Origin of the sequence: Paenibacillus vini (assembly GCF_018403325.1) — a bacterium.
GTDB lineage: Bacteria > Bacillota > Bacilli > Paenibacillales > Paenibacillaceae > Fontibacillus > Fontibacillus vini.
Genome location: NZ_BOSL01000004.1, coordinates 305,219 through 323,700 on the forward strand (window position 1 = coordinate 305,219; position 18,482 = coordinate 323,700).

Sequence of the window (18,482 nt, forward strand, 5' to 3'; positions counted from 1 at the left end):
TTAAATGATTGGAGTGAATCCATTGTCGGTACAGAAGGAAATTGATGTGATTATGGATTATGGTGATCCGGAGGTAACCGGAGGCGTTTCCGTTTTTGACAAAGCGTTTGACGATAAATTTTATTATAACGGCGATGATTTGGGAGCGGTTTATACCTCTGAGAAAACATCGTTTCGCTTATGGGCTCCGACTGCTTCGGAGGCGAAAGTCGTGTTTTACTCTTCGTGGGACAGCTTGCCCGTAAAAGAGCGGGCGATGGTCCGTGATGTGCAAGGGACCTGGGTGCTGGAAACGGCGGGAGATTACCACGGCGTTTATTACACGTACCGGGTCAAGGTCGGCACTAGCTGGAACGAAGCGGCCGATCCTTACGCCAAGGCGGTTGGCGTCAATGGCGACCGGGCGGTCGTGCTTGATTTACGCCGTACCGACCCCGAGCGGTGGACCGGAGCGATGCCGCCGTTTTCTTCGCCAGTGGACGCGGTAATTTATGAATTGCATGTCCGGGATTTATCAATCCATCCCGACAGCGGTATCCAGCATAAAGGGAAATACCTCGGCCTTGCCGAAAGCGGCACTCGCGGGCCAGGGGGGATTCCGACCGGCCTGGATCATATTGCAGGGCTGGGCATCACGCATGTTCAGTTGCAGCCGATTTACGATTATTCCACGCAGAGCGTGGATGAGACCAAATTGGATGAGCCGCATTTTAACTGGGGCTACGATCCGAAAAATTATAACGTTCCCGAGGGCTCCTACGCTACGGATCCGTATGCTCCCGCTTCCCGGATCACGGAATTGAAGCAGTGCATCCAGAGTCTTCATGACCGGGGTTTGCGGGTGATCATGGACGTGGTTTATAACCACGTATACGACGGATATCTGGTCAACTTCACCAAGCTGGTTCCGGGATACTATCTTCGCTACAACCCGGACGGAACCTTCTCGAACGGTTCGTTCTGCGGTAATGAGTGCGCTTCCGAACGGCCGATGATGAGAAAATTCATCGTCGAATCCGTATTGCATTGGATCCGCGAGTATCATATCGACGGCTTCCGGTTCGATTTGATGGGCCTGATCGATGTGGATACGATGAACGAAATCCGGCGCCGGGTCGATGAGATCGATCCTTCGATCCTGATGATCGGCGAAGGCTGGAACATGGGGACCGTTCTGCCGGAAGATCGTCGCGCCCATCAAGGCAACGCCTGGCGCATGCCGAGAATCGCCCATTTCAACGACGGTATCCGCGATACTGTGAAAGGGGACACCTTTATTTTCGGATCGAAGGGGTTCGTCGGCCGGGGCGGCGGGCTTGAGGATGGCGTCAAACGCGGCGTAGTCGGCGGCATCCGCTACAGCGGCTCGATTGAACAGTTTGCGGATGAACCGGTACAAAACGTTAATTATGTTGAATGCCATGATAACCATACTCTTTGGGATAAATTAGATATTTCCTCCGCCGTTGAATCGGAAGAACAGCGCACTCAAATGCACCGGCTCGCTTCGGCGATAATTCTCACCGGGCAGGGCATCCCGTTTATACATGCCGGGCAGGAATTCATGCGTTCCAAGAACGGGGTGGAGAACAGCTACAAATCGGCGATTGAGATCAACTGGCTGGATTGGGGACGCTGTGCAAGCCGTCAAAATGACGTGTTATACATGGCGAGCTTGATCAAGCTGCGGAAATCCCATCCCGCTTTCCGATTGCGGACGGCCCAGGAGGTTCGCGAGCATTTGAATTTTGAAGCGGCGCCTGCTCATGCCGTGGCTTATACACTGCGGAATCACGCCGGTGGCGACTCCGACCGCCATCTGTATGTACTCTACAACGCCAATGCGGAGCCGATTTCTTTGGAACTGCCCGATCTCGGTGCCTGGCAAGTGCATTACGGGAACGAATTCGTCCAAAAGCTCGGGAATAATAAACTGGAAGTCCATGGAACCGGTATGGTCGTTTTGAACATAACTTCCTAAACTGTCCCAATGCCGAACAATTAAATAGCTTATAACAACCGCAGGATGAACACTTGAATGAGTGAACAGCCTGCGGTTTTTGAATTTGCAGAAACTAAATGTGAAATTACAGGTCTTGCATGAAAATTCCGAAAACAAAGGAATCATTCGACAAATTTTCCCTTACTTTTACAAATAACTGTGATAAGATGTGGTCAAGCGTTTTGCGCAAACGTTTGAACAAACAGAATTTTAATCACGAATGTGAAAGGAGGGAGTTCAGGTGGAGTCATTAATATGGACGAATCATGGCCAATTGGAACTTGTCGAGGAGGAGTTTCCGTCATGTTCCAAGCCAAGTGACGTAAAGATACAAATCGAACTCACGGGCATTTGCGGTACGGATCTTGCCGTGATTACCGGAAAGGAACCGGGGCTTCCGGGTGTTATTCGTGGTCACGAAGCTGTAGGGACCGTCGTCGACATTGGGTCGACGGTAACTCGGGTCCAGGTTGGGGACCGTGTAGTGATCGACCCTAACCAAAGCTGCGGGGAATGCCGGTTTTGCCGGAAAGGACGGCTGCATCTGTGCATCGGTCCGGATGGACAAGGGATGCCGATCGCCGGTCTAAATACTCCTGGAACGTTTGCCCCCTATTTCGTTACCGACGAGTCTTTTGTTCACAAGTTACCGGAGGGTATGAGTTGGGAGGCGGCGGTGCTTGTAGAACCGCTCTCGTGCGTGCTGCACAATTTCAAGGAAGCCGGAATAACCCGGGAAGACCGGGTATTGATATTGGGCTCCGGTCCGATGGGGCTGCTGTGTCAAATCGTAAGCAGAGCCGTGGGATGTACCACGATAGCTACGGAAATAAATCCGTACCGGTTGTCGTATTCACGCCGTTTTTCGGAGGTGGTCCTAACCCCGGCGGAGCTGGCTGTGGAAACAGAACTCCGGCTTGGAGAATCCGAAAAATATGATGTCGTCATCGATACGGTGGGAACCCAAATGGACCTTGCGGAGCAATGGGTAGAGCGGGGCGGCAGAATCGTTCCCTTCGGTATTAACGGAGGATATCGGTATCTGCTGACTCCGACCCATTACACACAGAATGCCATCAAAATCATAGGTGCCGGAGAATACCTCAATACCTTCGAAGAGGCGCTTGACTTTGCGGCGAATCATCCTGATTTGGCGTCCCTAGTGACAAAAAAATATCCGCTCAAACAATATGAGACGGCCATTCACGAGCTATTGGGCTACGAACTGTCAACGGGAAATCGTCTTCCGTCCGAAACGATGAAAACCGTATTCATGTTCTGAACAGAATTTTTGAAGAAAGGGGATGCAGTGCAGGGATTGAGACATATGTACCGGTTTCTGGCCTCCCGCCAGCGCGAAGAACTGCCGTCGATCTGGATTCCGGCGATTTGGAACGAATGCCGGTACCCGGATATTCTGAATACGAAAAATAATGAAATTGAAGTGCAGCCGGTACCCTTTTTCCTGCATCATCTAAATTACCTCTTTCAATTGTCGCAATCCCATGCCTTTTCAGAGGGAAGAAATCTGGATCGCAGCGTCATTTACTCGTCGCTGGTCCGCTATTCGGCGGCCTGGGACTACAACCATGACGGAAGCGTCCAATCAGGGACCTTTTTGCGCTTCATGATTCTGCTCCCGCTGCTAAAGAAGATGGGCGTAAATATCCTGTATTTACTGCCGGTTACAAGATACAGCCAAATGCATTGGAAAGGGGACGTGGGATCTCCCTACGCGGTTCATTCGTTGTTTGAGCTTGATCCCGAACTGCACGATCCCTTGCTCGACGGAATCCCCGAATTTACGCTGCATGACGAAATGGGCTCGCTCGTTGAGGCTTGCCATCTGCTCGGCATGAAAGTTGTAGTGGATTTTATCCCCCGGGTGACCGCACGGGATAGTGAAATTATTGAAGAGCATCCGGATTGGGTGTACTGGATCGGTAAAGAACATCTGGACGGGTTTACTCCGCCGCATATTCCGGAGCTTGGATTCTTTGAAGAATGCACGCCGGATAAACTGGAGACCGTTTATCGAAGTGCAGACACATCTTCGTTTCTGAGTAAATTTTCACCTCCGCCGAATGAGCTTAATCCGCTGCTATGGCAATGCCTGAAGCAGCGTGCCCGGCAATCCGGGGAGCAACTGCTTTCTCTTGTGGAGACAGAAATGGGAATTACTACGGCGCCGGCACATTCCGACTGGATCAATGACGTTCAGCCGATCTGGACGGATATCGCTTTTTACAGGCTGTATAAGGACGTTTCGCCTCAAGTAAGGCATCTGATACAGCCGGGTCAACCGCCATATGTGTTATTTGACACGATCAAATGCAATATGTATCCCGGGTCCGAACCGAACCAGGAATTGTGGGACATGCTGGTGGAAGCCATTGAATTCAACTTACATACTTACGGCATCGACGGGTTTCGGATCGACATCGGTCATGTTCTGCCCGTGGCGCTTCTCGAGGAAATGTTCCGGAGAATCAAGAAAATCAGGCCGAACGCCATCCTGATCAGCGAAGATTTGTTCAACCGCAACCATCGAAAGGCGGCGAGCACCGGCTATAATATCATGCTTGGCAGCGGCTGGAATATCATGACGGATATTTCCGTAGAGACGCTTCAGGCTTATCTAAAAGAACTTCCGGAACTGGCCATTCATGTCTTTGCCTGTTCCGAAACGGCGGACACGCCTAGAATTACAAGTCGCGGTGGAATTCCGCTGGCTCGTATGATGAGCGTCTTCAACAGCTTTTTGCCAAACGCCGTTCCGTTTCTGACTACGGGAATGGAAGTGAACGAAGAGCAGCCGCTCAACTGCGGCCTTGGAGACAATACGGGAGGCGCGGACATCCCGCGGGCATTTTTCAACCGGTTATCCATTAACTGGACTCATCCGCTGCCCATGATTCCCCTGCTGAACCGCTTGTATTCATGCAAGAATCAGCTGGATTATCTGGTGCAGCCGCATAACTTTTTTATACCAAATCCACAGGGTGAGGTATTGATGTACGCCTATTTATATGGCGGCGAGCTGCTTGTAGGCTGTTTTAATTTAAGTCCGGATGAACCGCAAACCGTAAGCCTGGATGCCGTATATCCCGTATCGAAGGGATGGACTGTCCTGATCGACAGCCGGGCCGATTCCGAATCTGAGCCGGCACAGCTTCATTCAGCGGTAGACCGGCAAGGCGAGTGGTTGCTTCAGCCTTATCAGGGCATGATTTTTTATCATCCTCAAATCAAAATTTAAAAACACGGAGGCAGGTGCAAAGATGGGATCACATCCGAAGAAGCTGGTGATTTGGCATGAATTCGATGGACCGGGGGATACCTCCATTGAACTTTTGGAACGTTTATGCCATGAATATTCCCGGCAAAATGACATTCAGGTTATTCCCGAAGTGATGAATATTTCGGAGCTGGTCATTCGCTTGAACGCAGTAGGCGAGGGAGGCGAGGCCCCCCAAATGGCCCTGGTTCCCGCGGATATGGCTGGATTCGGGCAGAAGGCGAAGTATTCCAGGGTACCGGATGAACTGCTGTCGCTAGTAGCCCCGCATGGTTCCGGCTTTCTCGAGTCCATGCGGTCCGAAGGAATACCCTATGGCTTGCCTGTACTTACGGGTAACCATCTGGTGCTGTATTACAATCGTGAAATTTATCCGGAGCCCCCGGCATCTTGGGAGGAAATCGAAGATCTGGGTGACGGACTGCTGGAGAAGGGCATTATTCCCGTTGCCGCCGACTTACGGGAGCCGTACTGGGTCATGCCATTTTTGACGGCATTCGGAGGCTGGCCCATGGCGGAAGGCACGCCTTGTCTCCCACAGAGCGAGATGATGCGGGCGCTGCAATATGTTCGGACCCGGATGAACAGCGGCCTACTGGCCAGTTTGAACGGATCGATCGAACTATTGGAGGGATTCATCGCCGGGGAAGTCGGCGCAATTATTTGCGGGGAGTGGATATATAATCACCTGGATCGGCATATGACATCAAAGCTAGGCGTTGCAAGGCTGCCTTCCATACAGGGCCGCCCATCCATTTCAATGTCCTCGGCGATCGGGCTGGTATTCCCGGGCTATTCGCTGGAGTCGGAGCTTCGGGAAGAGGTTATTTCCTTTGCGGCCTTCATGCTAAGTGCGGAGAGCCAAATGAAATGGGGAACGGAGGTTCAGCGGATTCCCGTTCATTCGGAGGCACGCGGTAGATTGAAAAACTTAACCGGTGTTAATAGAGGGACACTTGCGACACTGTTGGAAGAGAGTCGGTCCATGCCGATTGAACCGGCTATGGCTTCGGTTTGGGAGGCGATCCGAGCGGGTCTGCTAGTCTTGGAGAAAGAAGGCGAAGCGTCTGCCTGGAGTGCGATGGATCAACATTTTAAGCAGTCTGCCGGTGTCCTGTAAACAAAAAACAAGGAATGAGGGATGATCCATGAAAACGAGCGTATTTAGCCAAATTTCTATCGACGGTAAGCTGACATTGGGTCCGGGGCAGTCCAGCAAGCCCTTGTTCAGTCTCTTTGATGGCCGGGATATGGAGTATATTCACAAATTTCGGGGCAAGGTTGACGGCATTATGGTCGGAAAAAATACCATCACCACGGACAATCCCTTTTTGACGAACCGTTATGAAGAGAACAAGAATCCGGTGCGGATTATCCCCACGAGAACCATGGATATTCCGATGGATAGCAATGTGCTGACGGATGAGGGACAAACCCTCATTGTTACGACGGAGAACGGTAAGGATGAGCGTAAGATTGACCAACTCCGGGAACGGGGCAAAGAGTGCCTGATTTGCGGGCAAGACAAAGTAGATTTCGGGCAAATGTTTAACTTGCTGGAGGAGAAGTACGGCATCAACAGCCTGATGGTGGAGGGCGGTGGCTTTCTGAACTGGCATGTTTTCAACCAGGATCTGGTTGACGAGATCATACTGATGCAACTTCCGATCATTATCGGCGGGGCCTCCAACATTACGCTGGTCGATGGGGAAGGCTACACCGAGCTCGATTTTGCCAAAAAATTTAAGGTGGTCGAAGTGGAACCGAAAGATAATTACACGTTACTGCGATATTTAAAAGCGGTTTGAATATGGGGGATCAGGTTAAATGAGCGATGAGTTAAAAAGAGATTTTTATAAGAACGTATATAAAATTGCCCTTCCGGTGACGCTGCAAAGCCTGATTATGTCATTGCTCACGCTCACGGACCAGTTGATGGTCGGGCAGTTGGGCGATGTGGCCATCGCTTCTGTCGGAATGGCTACGAAAATATACGGAGTCATCTCCGTAGTGCTCGCCGGTCTTTCGGCCGGCGTGTCGATTTACGCGGCCCAGTTTTGGGGGAAACAGGACCGCAAGAGCATCTCCCAATTGCTTGGCATCGGCCTCATGGCCGGGTTTGCATTGTCGTTTCTGTTTACGCTGCTCGTCTTCTTTCAGCCTCAGCTTTGCTTGTCCTTGTTTACGACGGATGAGCGGATCTTGGGAGAGGGGTACATTTATCTGCAGATCATCTCGCTAAGTTATGTGCCGACGATGCTTACGATGATGTATTCCGCCATTCTAAGAAGCACGACGCACGTTAAATTGCCGATGTTCGTCAGCTTGTTTACAGTAGTTCTGAACATTATACTGAATTATTTGCTGATCTTCGGGAATTGGGGTTTTCCGGAATTGGGGTTAAAAGGATCGGCTATCGCAACATTAATCGCCAGATTCGTGGAGTGCATATTAATTATCGGAGCAGTCTATAAGTTCAGACTTCCGGGCTCGGTCGATTTCGGCAACCTGTTCGTAATTCCAAGACCGCTCCTGAAAAAGTTCATTCAAACGACTTATCCCATCATCCTGACCGAATTCATCTGGGTCATGGGCGAGACGGCTTATGCCATGATCTACAGCCGGATGGGAACCTCCGAGATGACGGCGATGACGATTACCTTTCCGCTGCAGGGCATCTGTATCGGATTGCTCTCGGGATTGGCCAGCGCGGGCGGAGTCATGGTCGGCAACAAGCTCGGAGCCGGGGAAGAAGAGACGGCCATGCAGTACGCCAAACGGTTCATTGCATTGGGAATATCCGTTTCCCTTGCCGTCGGCCTGGTGATTGCGGCAGCTTCCCCTTGGTATGTATCCTTCTTTAATATTTCGGGGGAAGCCCACCGCTTGGGAATTTACCTGGTTTGGGTATTTGCCGCTTTCTTATGGGTCAAGGTTGGAAACATGATCATGGCCGGGGGCATTTTGAACAGCGGCGGGGACAGCAAGTTCGTATTCGCGATGGAATCGGCGGCAACGTGGCTGATCGGAGTTCCGTCGGGGCTGCTCCTTTCGTTTGTCTTCAAACAACCGGTCTACCTGGTCTATCTTGTTCTGTCCTTGGAGGAGGTTGTCCGGCTCGGTATCGGCCTGGCCCGGATCCGTTCTCGGAAGTGGATCAAGAACCTGGTGGGCGATATCGCGGCATAAATTTGGCAGTCCGTAGCCCACAAAAAAGCAGGCCCTGCATAATAACGCAGGGCCTGCTTTTTGTATTCATTCTAGGGTTTAGATCGTCACGGACGATCTTTGTGCCTGGATTTCTCCGTGTGCACTGACCGTATAGCTGCGATCATAGATCCGGATTGCGGCCGGCGTATCGGTCTCATTCGTTACGGTGATGACGTCTTCGCCGACGTTGACCTTCAACGTAGCGCCGCGGAACATCACGTTGAACGAGAAGGACTTCCAGTGCGAAGGAATGAACGGCTGGAGCACCAGCTCGTCGTTCTTAACGCGGAGTCCGGCGAACCCTTGGATAACAGCCATCCAGGTTCCTGCCATACTTGTGGTGTGGCAGCCGTCTTCGGTATCGTTGTTGTAGTTGTCCAGATCCAGACGCGCGGTGCGCAGGTACATTTCGTACGCTTTGTCCTGATAGCCGAGCTCGCAGGCCATAATGGAGTGCACGCAAGGGGACAGGGAGGACTCGTGAACGGTCAACGGTTCATAGAAATCGAAGTTCCGTTTTTTCGTTTCGAGATCGTATCTGTCGCTCAGGAAGAACAGGCCTTGCAACACGTCCGCTTGCTTAATGTAGCAGGAACGCAGGATCCGGTCCCAGGACCAGTTCTGGTTGATCGGCAGGTTTTCCGGAGCCAGGTCTTTGACCGGAACCAGTTCCTTGTCGAGGAAGCCGTCTTGCTGCAGGAATACTCCGCGCTCTTCGTCGACCGGATAGTACATATTGTCGATGATATGCTGCCACTTGGCGGTTTCTTCGTTCGTCAGCTTCAACTTGTCGATCAGCTCGAGATAGCGGGCGTTCTCGTTCTTTTTCAAATAATCGAGCACTTCCAGCGTATACTCCATCGTCCAGCAAGCAATCCGGTTTGTATACCAGTTGTTGTTGACGTTGTTCTCGTATTCGTTTGGACCGGTAACGCCGAGCATTACGTATTTTCCTTTGGTGTTGGAGAAGTTGACGCGTTCTTCCCAGAACCGGGAAATTTCCGCGAGCACTTCCAAGCCGTACTGACTCAGATAGGATTTATCTCCGGTGTAATTCACATAGTTGTAGATTGCGTAAGCGATCGCGCCGTTCCGGTGAATCTCTTCGAACGTGATCTCCCATTCGTTATGGCACTCTTCGCCGTTCATGGTAACCATCGGGTAGAGCGCGCCTTTAGTGAAGCCGAGCTTCTTGGCGTTTTCCTTTGCCTTCTCCAAGTGCTTGTAGCGATAGATCAGCAAGTTGCGGGAAATGTTCGAATCCGCAGTACTCAGATAGAACGGTACGCAGTAAGCCTCGGTATCCCAGTAGGTGCTGCCGCCGTATTTTTCCCCTGTAAAGCCCTTCGGTCCGATGTTCAGACGATCGTCTTCCCCGGTGTACGTTTGATTCAATTGGAAAATATTAAAGCGGATCCCTTGCTGAGCCGAGACGTCACCTTCAATAATGATGTCGCTGCCTTTCCACTTATCAGCCCAGGCATCGGCTTGTTCCTGACGCAGGGTATCGAATCCGGCTGCATGCGCTTCAAGCAAGAGGTTTTTGCCTGCTTCCACAAGCTGCCCTAATCCGTGATTGCGGGAAGTCACGTTGGCGACATATTTGTATACAGTCAGTGTTGCATCTTGTTCAACTTCAAAAGCTGCTTCCGCGGAAACGAATTTTTCGCGCTCGGATACGGAGGATTCAAACTCCAGCTTTTCTCCGTTCTTGTAAACATCAAAAGCCATAACCGACGTAACATGGAAATCCAGCTTTTTCGTTTTCAAAGTCAGGTAGGAAAGATCCGGAGCAGCTGCCTTCTCCACTTCGAGCCAGAATTTCTCGTCATAGTTGGAGTCCTTGTTCTGAACGTCTCCGTCCAAATAAGGTACGATCCGGATACTTCCGGAGAAATTGAGCGGGGTAATCGAATAGCGAATAGCTCCGATTTCCTGGCGTTTCATGCTAACGAAGCGGATCGATTCCACCCGAACCTCTTTGCCGCTCTCCATCACCGCTACGAAACGGCGGGACAAGTAGCCTTCCTTCATGTTCAATTCGCGTACGAAATCTTTAATCTCGCATTTGGCAAGATCCAGAGACTCGCCGTTGATGAGCACGTTGATACCGATCCAGTTAGTGCTGTTCAATACTTTTGCAAAATATTCGGGATACCCGTTTTTCCACCAGCCGACCCGCGTTTTATCGGGATAATATACACCCGCCATGTAGCTGCCTTGGAGGGACTTTCCGCTGTATTGCTCCTCAAAGTTTGCCCGTTGCCCCATGAATCCGTTACCGATGCTGAAGATGCTCTCGGAAATTTCATGCGTAGTTGGGTCAAAGGACTCCTCAATAATGGACCATTCATCCAGTTTTAAATATTGTCTCACGATTTACCGGCTCCTTCTTTAAGTAATCAAGTGTTTTGTTTATATGAATAGGGTTATAAAAAAAGAATGGCAGTTCTCAATTCTATACAGCGGCAATACTCAACAGGCGATCGACCGTAATATCTCCAAGAGATGCGATGACGAGATTGGCTTTGCCGAGCGTGCATGGCGATCCGATCCCGACGCTGCGCATCCCGGCCCGCTGAGCTGCTTCGATGCCGGCTTCCGCGTCTTCGAAGACGACGCATTCATCCGGGGAGACGCCCAGTTCAGTAGCCCCCAGCGTAAATACTTCGGGATCGGGCTTGGCGCTGGTAGTCCGGGTCCCGTCGATAATGGCGTCGAAATATGGCGTGAGCCCGGTGTTGTTCAAAATAGTCATGGCATTTTTGCTGGCTGAACCCAGGGCGACTTTTAAGCCATTCTCCCGGCAATCCTTCAGAAATTCAAGCGCTCCCGGCAGAATTTCGGAATCATCCATTTTGGAGATCATATCGAAATACCAATTGTTCTTGCGCTCGGCGAGCTCCAGCTTGGCCGCTTCATCCAGTTCGACTCCGCCGACGCTAAGCAAAATATCGAGCGAAGCCATTCGGCTGACACCCTTTAATCGTTCGTTGTCCTGCTCGGTAAACTCAAAGCCCAATTCGTCGGCCAAGCGTTTCCAGGCAAGATAGTGATATTTGGCGGTATCGACAAGCACACCGTCCAGATCGAATAAACATGCTTTAATTGAGGTCATAACCTCTCCTCCTCCTATAGCGCAAACGTTTGAACAAATTGCAAAAAATAAAAGAAGCCGTCGCTTCGATTATTTTTTGTGTCCCGCGCCTTATTTTTTCGATATCGAATACATGGAAGATTCACGAACCATCAAACGATGTGGAATGATCTGCCGCTTCTGATAGCTCTTGTCGTTGTTGTTCTGGATCGACTGGATCAGAACCTGGGAAGCGGTGTATCCCAAATTGTAAATTCCGATATCTATGCTGCTGAGCGGTGGTGTCGACAATTCAGACAAGGGAATATTGTTGAAACTGACCAAGCATAAATCTTCGGGGACTTTGTACTTGAGCTCATGCAGGCCACGCAACACGCCGAAAGATACAACGTCGTCGATTAGGACGATCCCCGTAGGACGATTCGGTAAATTCATGAAGAAGGACATAGCCCGATAGCCGCTGTCCTGCAAGAATTCCCCTTCAACAATCCATTCAGGGCGCATTTCCAGTCCCGAATCATGCAACGCATCCAGATACCCCTTAAGCCGGTCCTTGGAAACGACCAGGTCTGGAGGTCCGCTGACGAACCCAATCCGTTCATGTCCGAGCGAGATCAAATGCTTCGTGGCATCATATGAAGCCTGGACGTTATCGTTATCCACCGATAAAATATCGGGATATTGCTCGCTTCGTCCAATCAGAACGAAATGGTGACCGTTCTCATGCAGGAAATCGATAACAGGGTCATCTTTCCTCGAATAAAGTAAAATCACTCCATCTACCCGGCGTCCGTTAATCAGTCTGGATACGCCTTCAATTTCTTCTTTTTCATTGGCCCCCGAGCTAATCAGCACGTCGTAGCCTAAACGGCTGGCTTGCGTGACAATCCCGCGGATCAATTCCATGAAGAAAAAGTTGGAGAATAACTCCTCGGCAGACTTCGGCAACATGATGCAAATACTGTTGGTTGTTTTGGATACCAGGCTCTTAGCCATGATATTCGGATGGTATCCAAGCTGATCCATAATGTCCTTTACTTTTCTCGAAGTTTCGGCGCTAATTCTTGGATGATTGGACAGCACCCGGGACACGGTAGAGGGTGATACTCCGGCCTTTTTGGCAACATCTTTTATGGTAACAGCCATAAAAAACCTCCTCTGTGGAACCGTTTGCTTTACATTGTAATATTAATCGAAACATAGCGGAAAGTAAATAGAGAAAGCGGGGAATAGGTGTCATATTATGAGCATTTTCCCCTAGAGATGGGCATGATTGTGAGATTTTTACTTTATTAATTAAATAATAAGTAATTCGAAGATTGGAAGAGAATGAATAAGGAAACAGAAGGAATAGGGATAAAATCCTCTAAAAATCAACTGTGCAAACGTTTTAACATTTGGAAGCGCTTAATATAATATGATTAGAAACATAAAAGCGCTTTCCACGCTTAATGTACTCCTTAGACATAGCAGAAAAGTTTTAAATTTTATTCAAACGTTTGCGCAATTTATGGGTTGAAAGGAGGATACATACACGCCTGCCACAAGTCGTTTATTTCAGTAATTCTTATGATGTAAGTCAGTGAATTCTACTTAGGAGGTCTTAACAAAATGCATAAGTCATGGAAAGGCTGGATTTCCCGCCTGCTCATTTTTGTATTGGTTGTCGGTTCGTTCGGCAGCTTCCTTACTCAAGCGAGAGCGGAGGAACCGGTCGAGGGCAGCACCGTTCACGCCAGTCCGGTGATCGGGGAAAGAAGCGATACCGGAGCAAAAGTGACGTTTAATTATGAAGGGAAAGGGCAAGAGAACAAGGTAATTGTTAAGGGTGAGTTTAACGGTTGGAATAACACGGACCTAAGCAAAGATTCTGAGAACTTGTGGTCCGGAACCCTTGATATTCCTGCCGGTTGGTACGAGTATGGCATGGCATGGTATCCCTCTGAGGACCCGAACGGGGAATGGATCGGAGATCCATGGAATCTCGTTAAAAAGGGTAACAACCCGGGCCTCTCTGTTCCGGGGTTAGCGGTCAAAGTACCTTCAGAAATTTTACTTAATAAATCCTCAGTTATTGACGCTGTTTATTACACAGGCAACCAAGGGGACACCGACCCGGCAGTTGTTACCTTGAAAACGGGCTTAAAAGGCGTTGAGTTTGACGATAAAACCAATGAAATAAGTGTGGCCGCGGATGCGGATCAAGGTAATATTGAGCTTGATATCACTTATGATCAGTGGAAAGTCACGAAAACGATACGAATCACGGATAAGGCGCTGCAAAGTCCGGTTATAAGCGATGGAAAAATCACCTTCAATGTAGCCCAAGGCGAGTTGACCTCCCTATACTTGGTCGGCAGCTTGAATGACTGGAATGTGAACGAAGCTATTCCTATGGAGCTGGAGAACGGAATTTTTAGCGTCACTCGTGATCTTGCTCCAGGGGCTTACCAATACAAATTCATTCCGAATTTGGGGAAATGGGCCGGCAGTTTTGTCGATCCGCTGAATCCGCTTAGTGCAGGAGATAATTCCCTGGCTATCGTTCCAGGACTCACAATTAAATCAGGCGAAGAAGTGGAGATCGGAGGCTCCCTGCAACTGAAGGCTGAAGAGTATCAGACAGGTAAGGAAGCCCCTGTTACTCAACAACCTCAATGGGATTTAGTGACTCCTCCTGAGGGTGTTACAATCTCGGATACGGGGTTGTTGACAGTCGCTCCTAACGCAGCCAAAGGAAGCGTAGAAGTCAAAGCTTCTTATAATGGCTTGGATACCACCAAGACTATTCGGATCGTTGAAAAAATGAATTCGTTCACCATTAACTATTACCGCTATGATGGCACAGCGAATGATTGGAACCTCTGGCTCTGGCCGGACGGTTCGAATGGAACCGGAAATGGGTTCACCAGCAACGAAAATGGGATTGCCAAAGGGACTTACAAATACACGCAATCATCGATTAATGTGATTACTCGCCTAAGCAAGCCGGGAAATGACTGGTTCTCGGAGGGTCCTAAATTAAAAATCAACATTCCGGAAGGTAAAACGGAGGTTGAAGTATGGCTGGTTGAAGATATACCGACGGTATATTACGAAGAGCCGGATTTTGAAGCCATTAAGCCGAGTTCCCGGTCTATCCAATTCACTTACATTTCTGACGAAACGGATCCATCGGAATTGAAAAAGTGGAATATCTGGACATGGTATACGGTGAAAGCGGACGGAGAGAACAAATTCACGAAGTTTGACGGCAATAAGGCTACAGCTATAATTCCAATCGGCTCCAGCGTGGAGAAGATTGGCTTTAAAATGCGTAAAGGCGGAGTAGCTGGCGATTGGAGCACGGTTGAGAAAATCGATCAGGATTATGACCGTGAGATTTATACGGGGTCTGAAGCTTTAACCAAGGTTATTGTCACCGCAGGCCAAGGCCCGTTCCGGATTCTTCCGGGAACTGCCGCACCGGTTCTGGAGAATGGTAAGGCGACGTTTACTTACCGTGACCAGGCTTTATATGAGAATAACGCCATGGATCAAATTGAGAGCGTTCATCTGAAAATCGACGGCCAACTTTACAAAATGGATTATAACGCCGAAGATGAGCGGTTTACTTATACTCTTGATCAGTTAACAGAGGGTACATTCGAGTACACCTACGTTGTCAAAATGTTGGATGGTACTGAGAACGAGATTACCGATCCGAAAAATACGATCGATGGAAAATCGCGTATCGTTTACAAAGTAATCCACCCGGACATTCAGACTACAACAGTACCGGAGCGGATTTCTTACAATGAAAATGCGGTTCTTAACCTTTCCTTATCACAAATAGCCGACGATGAAATTAGCAGTATTTCCGCGGACTTGACCGTATTGGGCGGGAATGCGACTACAGTAATCGATAAGGAACTTAAATCTATAAGCATTGCAGTCAAAGACTCGGTGACCACAGGTTTGAAACAAATTCCGGTTACCGTTGTCGATGTATACGGCAATAAGCATACAGAGAATGCCCAGGTTACCGTCAAATCGCGGCAAACGGTCGGAAAAGACGATTTTGACTGGGATGAGGCCCGTATCTATTTCATGCTGACGGACCGCTTCTTGAACGGAGATACCACCAATGACGATCCAAACGGGGAGAATTACGACCTCAGCCATGCGGAAACTTATCACGGCGGAGATTTCAAGGGCGTTACCGAGAAAATCGGATATCTGAAGGATCTCGGTATCAATACGATCTGGATTACGCCGATTGTTGATAACATCGACTTTAACAAGGGCGTTGATTTCAACAGCAATCAGTATGCTTACCACGGCTACTGGGCTAAAGACTTTACTGAAATCGATGAGCATCTTGGCGACTTGAAAGATTTTCAAAATCTGTTGGATGCGGCTCATGCCCAAGGCATTAAAGTCATGCTCGACGTTGTCTTGAACCATACCGGCTACGGCATGGATCAGTTGAGTCCAAATTGGAGCGGTTTAAGTAACCTTCCTACGGAGACTGAACGCGAGGTATTCGCGGGAATGCTTCGGGATACCGACGAAGACCCCGTTATCAAGAACAAAGTAGCCGGTCTTCCCGACTTCAAAACTGAAGATACGGCCGTACGCGAACAAATTATCAAATGGCAGTCCGACTGGATTGAGAAATCCAAGACCGCCAGCGGAAACACGATCGATTATTTCCGTGTCGATACCATCAAGCATGTGGAGAACACAACCTGGATGGCATTCAAAAACCGGATGACCGAAATCAATCCTGCTTTCAAAATGATCGGGGAGAACTTCGGTGCAAGCGTGGATAACGATGGCGGTTTTCTGCGTACAGGTACGATGGATTCTGAGCTCGATTTCGGCTTTAAAGGCATTGCCAACGATTTCGTAAAAGGCCAAATCGAGTCCGTAGAACGGAAGCTTCAGGACCGCAACGGTAAGATCGACAATGCAGCCACGCTTGGCCAGTTCCTGAGCAGCCATGACGAGAACGGGTTCATGGTAAGCTTGCTTACGGATGCGGCTGATCGCCAAAAATTCAAAGACGGAACTCTGGACGCAGAAGTATTGAGGAACTTGCAGGCGCAGCATAAGATCGCAGCTTCCTTGCAAATTACGGCCAAGGGTCAACCGGTTATCTATTATGGCGAAGAAGTTGGGCAGTCCGGAATGAACGCCGGGGATATGTCCAAAGGCCAGTTTAGCGAAAACAGGTACGATTTCAACTGGGAAGGGTTGAACGATCCGACTTACAGCCATATTTACGAACACTATAAAAAAATGCTGCATATCCGCGACAACTATTCGAAAATATTCTCCAAAGGGACCCGTGCGCAAATCGGCGGCTCCGACCAGGACGGATATGATGTGTTTACCCGGACGTATCAAGGCCAGAGCGTAGTTGTAGGTATAAACACTAAGACTACTGCACAGCAAATTACGTTTACTGTACCTGGCTACAAAAATACGAAATGGGTCGAACAGTACAGCAATCAAACGGTGCAGGCCGATAGTGACGGTAAAGTGACATTAACGCTGCCGTCCAGTCTGGACGGAGGAACGATCGTACTGGCTGCGGCTTCGAGTACGGTAACTCCTCCGGGAACATCGAATCCTGGTTCCGGATCAACAGGATCCTCAGCTCCAGGCGCCGGTAATCCAACACCGGCAGTACCCGAGTCTGTGATCGTAACGGCTAAAGCCGGTGAGAACGGACGCAAGGTAGCCGAAGTGAGTGCAGCCGATCTGGAGAAAGCCATTGCGGCTGCCGTGAACGGTAATAAACCAGTAACCATTCAAATTTCTGGAGTAGCTGCGGGAGAAGCGGCGGAGCTCGTGATTCCGGGAAGTGCAGTTGGGAAGGCTTTGGAGCAAAAGGCTGCTCTTCAACTCGTATTCCCTGATGTCACGGTTGAGTTCCCAGCAGGAAGTATTCCGGCTGCAGCGATTCAGAAAGATGGAACGGTTGCATTCAGTAAAGAAGCAGGCAGCACCCCTACTGTAGATGGGGCTTACCGCCCGGTTGGGGGGACTTATAACTTTAACTTCTCAAGCGTAGATGCAGGCAAGAAAGCCAGCGCAATCCAGTTGGCTGCCAAAGTAAAAGTGACGCTGACCCTTGATGAGACCGCCTTGAAAGGAATTGGGGACAAGAACAAGGCAGGAGTCTATGCGGTCAATGAAGACGGATCTGTTGTTTACGTAGGCGGTAAGTGGGATGGTAACCGCATCACCTTCTCGACAGACCGGTTTGCCCAATATATCGTTATGGAGTACAACAAAACGTTCAGTGATGTGACGGGCGGCTGGGCCAAAAATTATATCGAGATTCTGGCTGCAAAACATATTGCATCCGGTGTCGATGCAGAGCGGTTTAATCCGAAGGGCGAGGTCACCCGCGGTGAATTTGCCGCATTCCTCGGTCGGGCCATGGGGCTTGATGTGGCAGGGCTTTCTTCCGGTATGAGCGATGTAGCCGAGAACAGCTACTATGCCGGTTATGTCGCTGCCTTGAGCGAGCTGGGCATCGTATCCGGTTATGAGGATGGAACCTTCCGTCCGAGCCAGACGATGACCAGAGAGCAGATGGCGACCTTGCTGATGAAGGCGTATGCTCAGGTGACCGGGCAATCGGCGAATGAGGCTGCTGGGGCAGAGGAAGCATTCTCCGACCTGGGCAAGGCATCCGCTTACGCCGTAGACAGCATTAAAGCGGCAAAAGCGCTTGGTATTATGAACGGAATGGGGCAGAATAAATTTGAGCCTGCCGCAACCTCGACTCGTGAGCAAGTAGCAGCCGTGCTTATTCTCTTTATGGAGAAAGCGGGATTGTAAAAAATGAAAGTTAGTTCCGTATAAAAAAATGGCGGTGC

Annotated in this window: 10 protein-coding genes; 7 read left to right on the forward strand and 3 right to left on the reverse strand. The window is 49.7% G+C overall.

Annotation, left to right across the window (positions count from 1 at the left end; translation table 11 throughout):
* The first annotated feature begins 22 nt into the window (after nucleotides 1-22).
* The 6 genes from pulA to KJS57_RS08890 all read left to right on the forward strand — a co-directional run bounded on the left by pulA (nucleotide 23) and on the right by KJS57_RS08890 (nucleotide 8,489).
* On the forward strand, nucleotides 23-1,981 hold the full coding sequence (pulA, locus tag KJS57_RS08865) for a type I pullulanase (RefSeq protein ID WP_213654472.1): 1,959 nt from the start codon (nucleotides 23-25) through the stop codon (nucleotides 1,979-1,981).
* 262 nt (nucleotides 1,982-2,243) lie between these two features.
* Complete coding sequence (locus tag KJS57_RS08870) at nucleotides 2,244-3,284, forward strand: zinc-dependent alcohol dehydrogenase (protein WP_213654473.1); 1,041 nt, start codon at nucleotides 2,244-2,246, stop codon at nucleotides 3,282-3,284.
* Nucleotides 3,285-3,311: 27 nt separating this feature from the next.
* Complete coding sequence (locus KJS57_RS08875) at nucleotides 3,312-5,261, forward strand: alpha-amylase family protein (protein ID WP_244861457.1); 1,950 nt, start codon at nucleotides 3,312-3,314, stop codon at nucleotides 5,259-5,261.
* A gap of 22 nt (nucleotides 5,262-5,283) precedes the next feature.
* Nucleotides 5,284-6,420, forward strand: coding sequence for a sugar ABC transporter substrate-binding protein (locus KJS57_RS08880; protein ID WP_213654474.1), 1,137 nt, complete (start codon nucleotides 5,284-5,286; stop codon nucleotides 6,418-6,420).
* A gap of 28 nt (nucleotides 6,421-6,448) precedes the next feature.
* Nucleotides 6,449-7,108 carry a RibD family protein gene (locus KJS57_RS08885; protein ID WP_213654475.1) on the forward strand — a complete coding sequence of 220 codons (660 nt, stop codon included), beginning with the start codon at nucleotides 6,449-6,451 and terminating at the stop codon, nucleotides 7,106-7,108.
* 19 nt (nucleotides 7,109-7,127) lie between these two features.
* Complete coding sequence (locus tag KJS57_RS08890; protein ID WP_213654476.1) at nucleotides 7,128-8,489, forward strand: MATE family efflux transporter; 1,362 nt, start codon at nucleotides 7,128-7,130, stop codon at nucleotides 8,487-8,489.
* 78 nt (nucleotides 8,490-8,567) lie between these two features.
* Here the strand turns inward: KJS57_RS08890 and KJS57_RS08895 are convergent, their stop codons facing one another.
* The 3 genes from KJS57_RS08895 to KJS57_RS08905 form a co-directional block, all read right to left on the reverse strand.
* A complete protein-coding gene (locus tag KJS57_RS08895) occupies nucleotides 8,568-10,886 on the reverse strand; it encodes a glycoside hydrolase family 65 protein (protein WP_213654477.1) in 2,319 nt (772 codons plus the stop codon).
* A gap of 82 nt (nucleotides 10,887-10,968) precedes the next feature.
* Nucleotides 10,969-11,628 (reverse strand): beta-phosphoglucomutase, encoded by a 660-nt coding sequence (gene pgmB / locus KJS57_RS08900; RefSeq protein ID WP_211022283.1) that lies wholly within the window; start codon nucleotides 11,626-11,628, stop codon nucleotides 10,969-10,971.
* Between the two features lie 90 nt (nucleotides 11,629-11,718).
* Complete coding sequence (locus KJS57_RS08905; RefSeq protein ID WP_213654478.1) at nucleotides 11,719-12,753, reverse strand: LacI family DNA-binding transcriptional regulator; 1,035 nt, start codon at nucleotides 12,751-12,753, stop codon at nucleotides 11,719-11,721.
* A 465-nt stretch (nucleotides 12,754-13,218) separates the two neighbouring features.
* Between KJS57_RS08905 and KJS57_RS08910 the strand changes: the two genes are divergently transcribed.
* Nucleotides 13,219-18,444 (forward strand): alpha-amylase family glycosyl hydrolase, encoded by a 5,226-nt coding sequence (locus tag KJS57_RS08910; RefSeq protein ID WP_213654479.1) that lies wholly within the window; start codon nucleotides 13,219-13,221, stop codon nucleotides 18,442-18,444.
* The last annotated feature ends 38 nt before the right edge of the window (nucleotides 18,445-18,482 follow it).

Excerpts from the sequence above, each read along its gene's own strand:
- KJS57_RS08880 (WP_213654474.1), top strand. The coding sequence starts at position 5,284 with ATGGGATCACATCCGAAGAAGCTGGTGATTTGGCATGAATTCGATGGA.
- KJS57_RS08885 (WP_213654475.1), top strand. The coding sequence starts at position 6,449 with ATGAAAACGAGCGTATTTAGCCAAATTTCTATCGACGGTAAGCTGACA.
- KJS57_RS08890 (WP_213654476.1), top strand. The coding sequence starts at position 7,128 with ATGAGCGATGAGTTAAAAAGAGATTTTTATAAGAACGTATATAAAATT.
- pgmB (WP_211022283.1), bottom strand. The coding sequence starts at position 11,628 with ATGACCTCAATTAAAGCATGTTTATTCGATCTGGACGGTGTGCTTGTC.
- KJS57_RS08905 (WP_213654478.1), bottom strand. The coding sequence starts at position 12,753 with ATGGCTGTTACCATAAAAGATGTTGCCAAAAAGGCCGGAGTATCACCC.
- KJS57_RS08910 (WP_213654479.1), top strand. The coding sequence starts at position 13,219 with ATGCATAAGTCATGGAAAGGCTGGATTTCCCGCCTGCTCATTTTTGTA.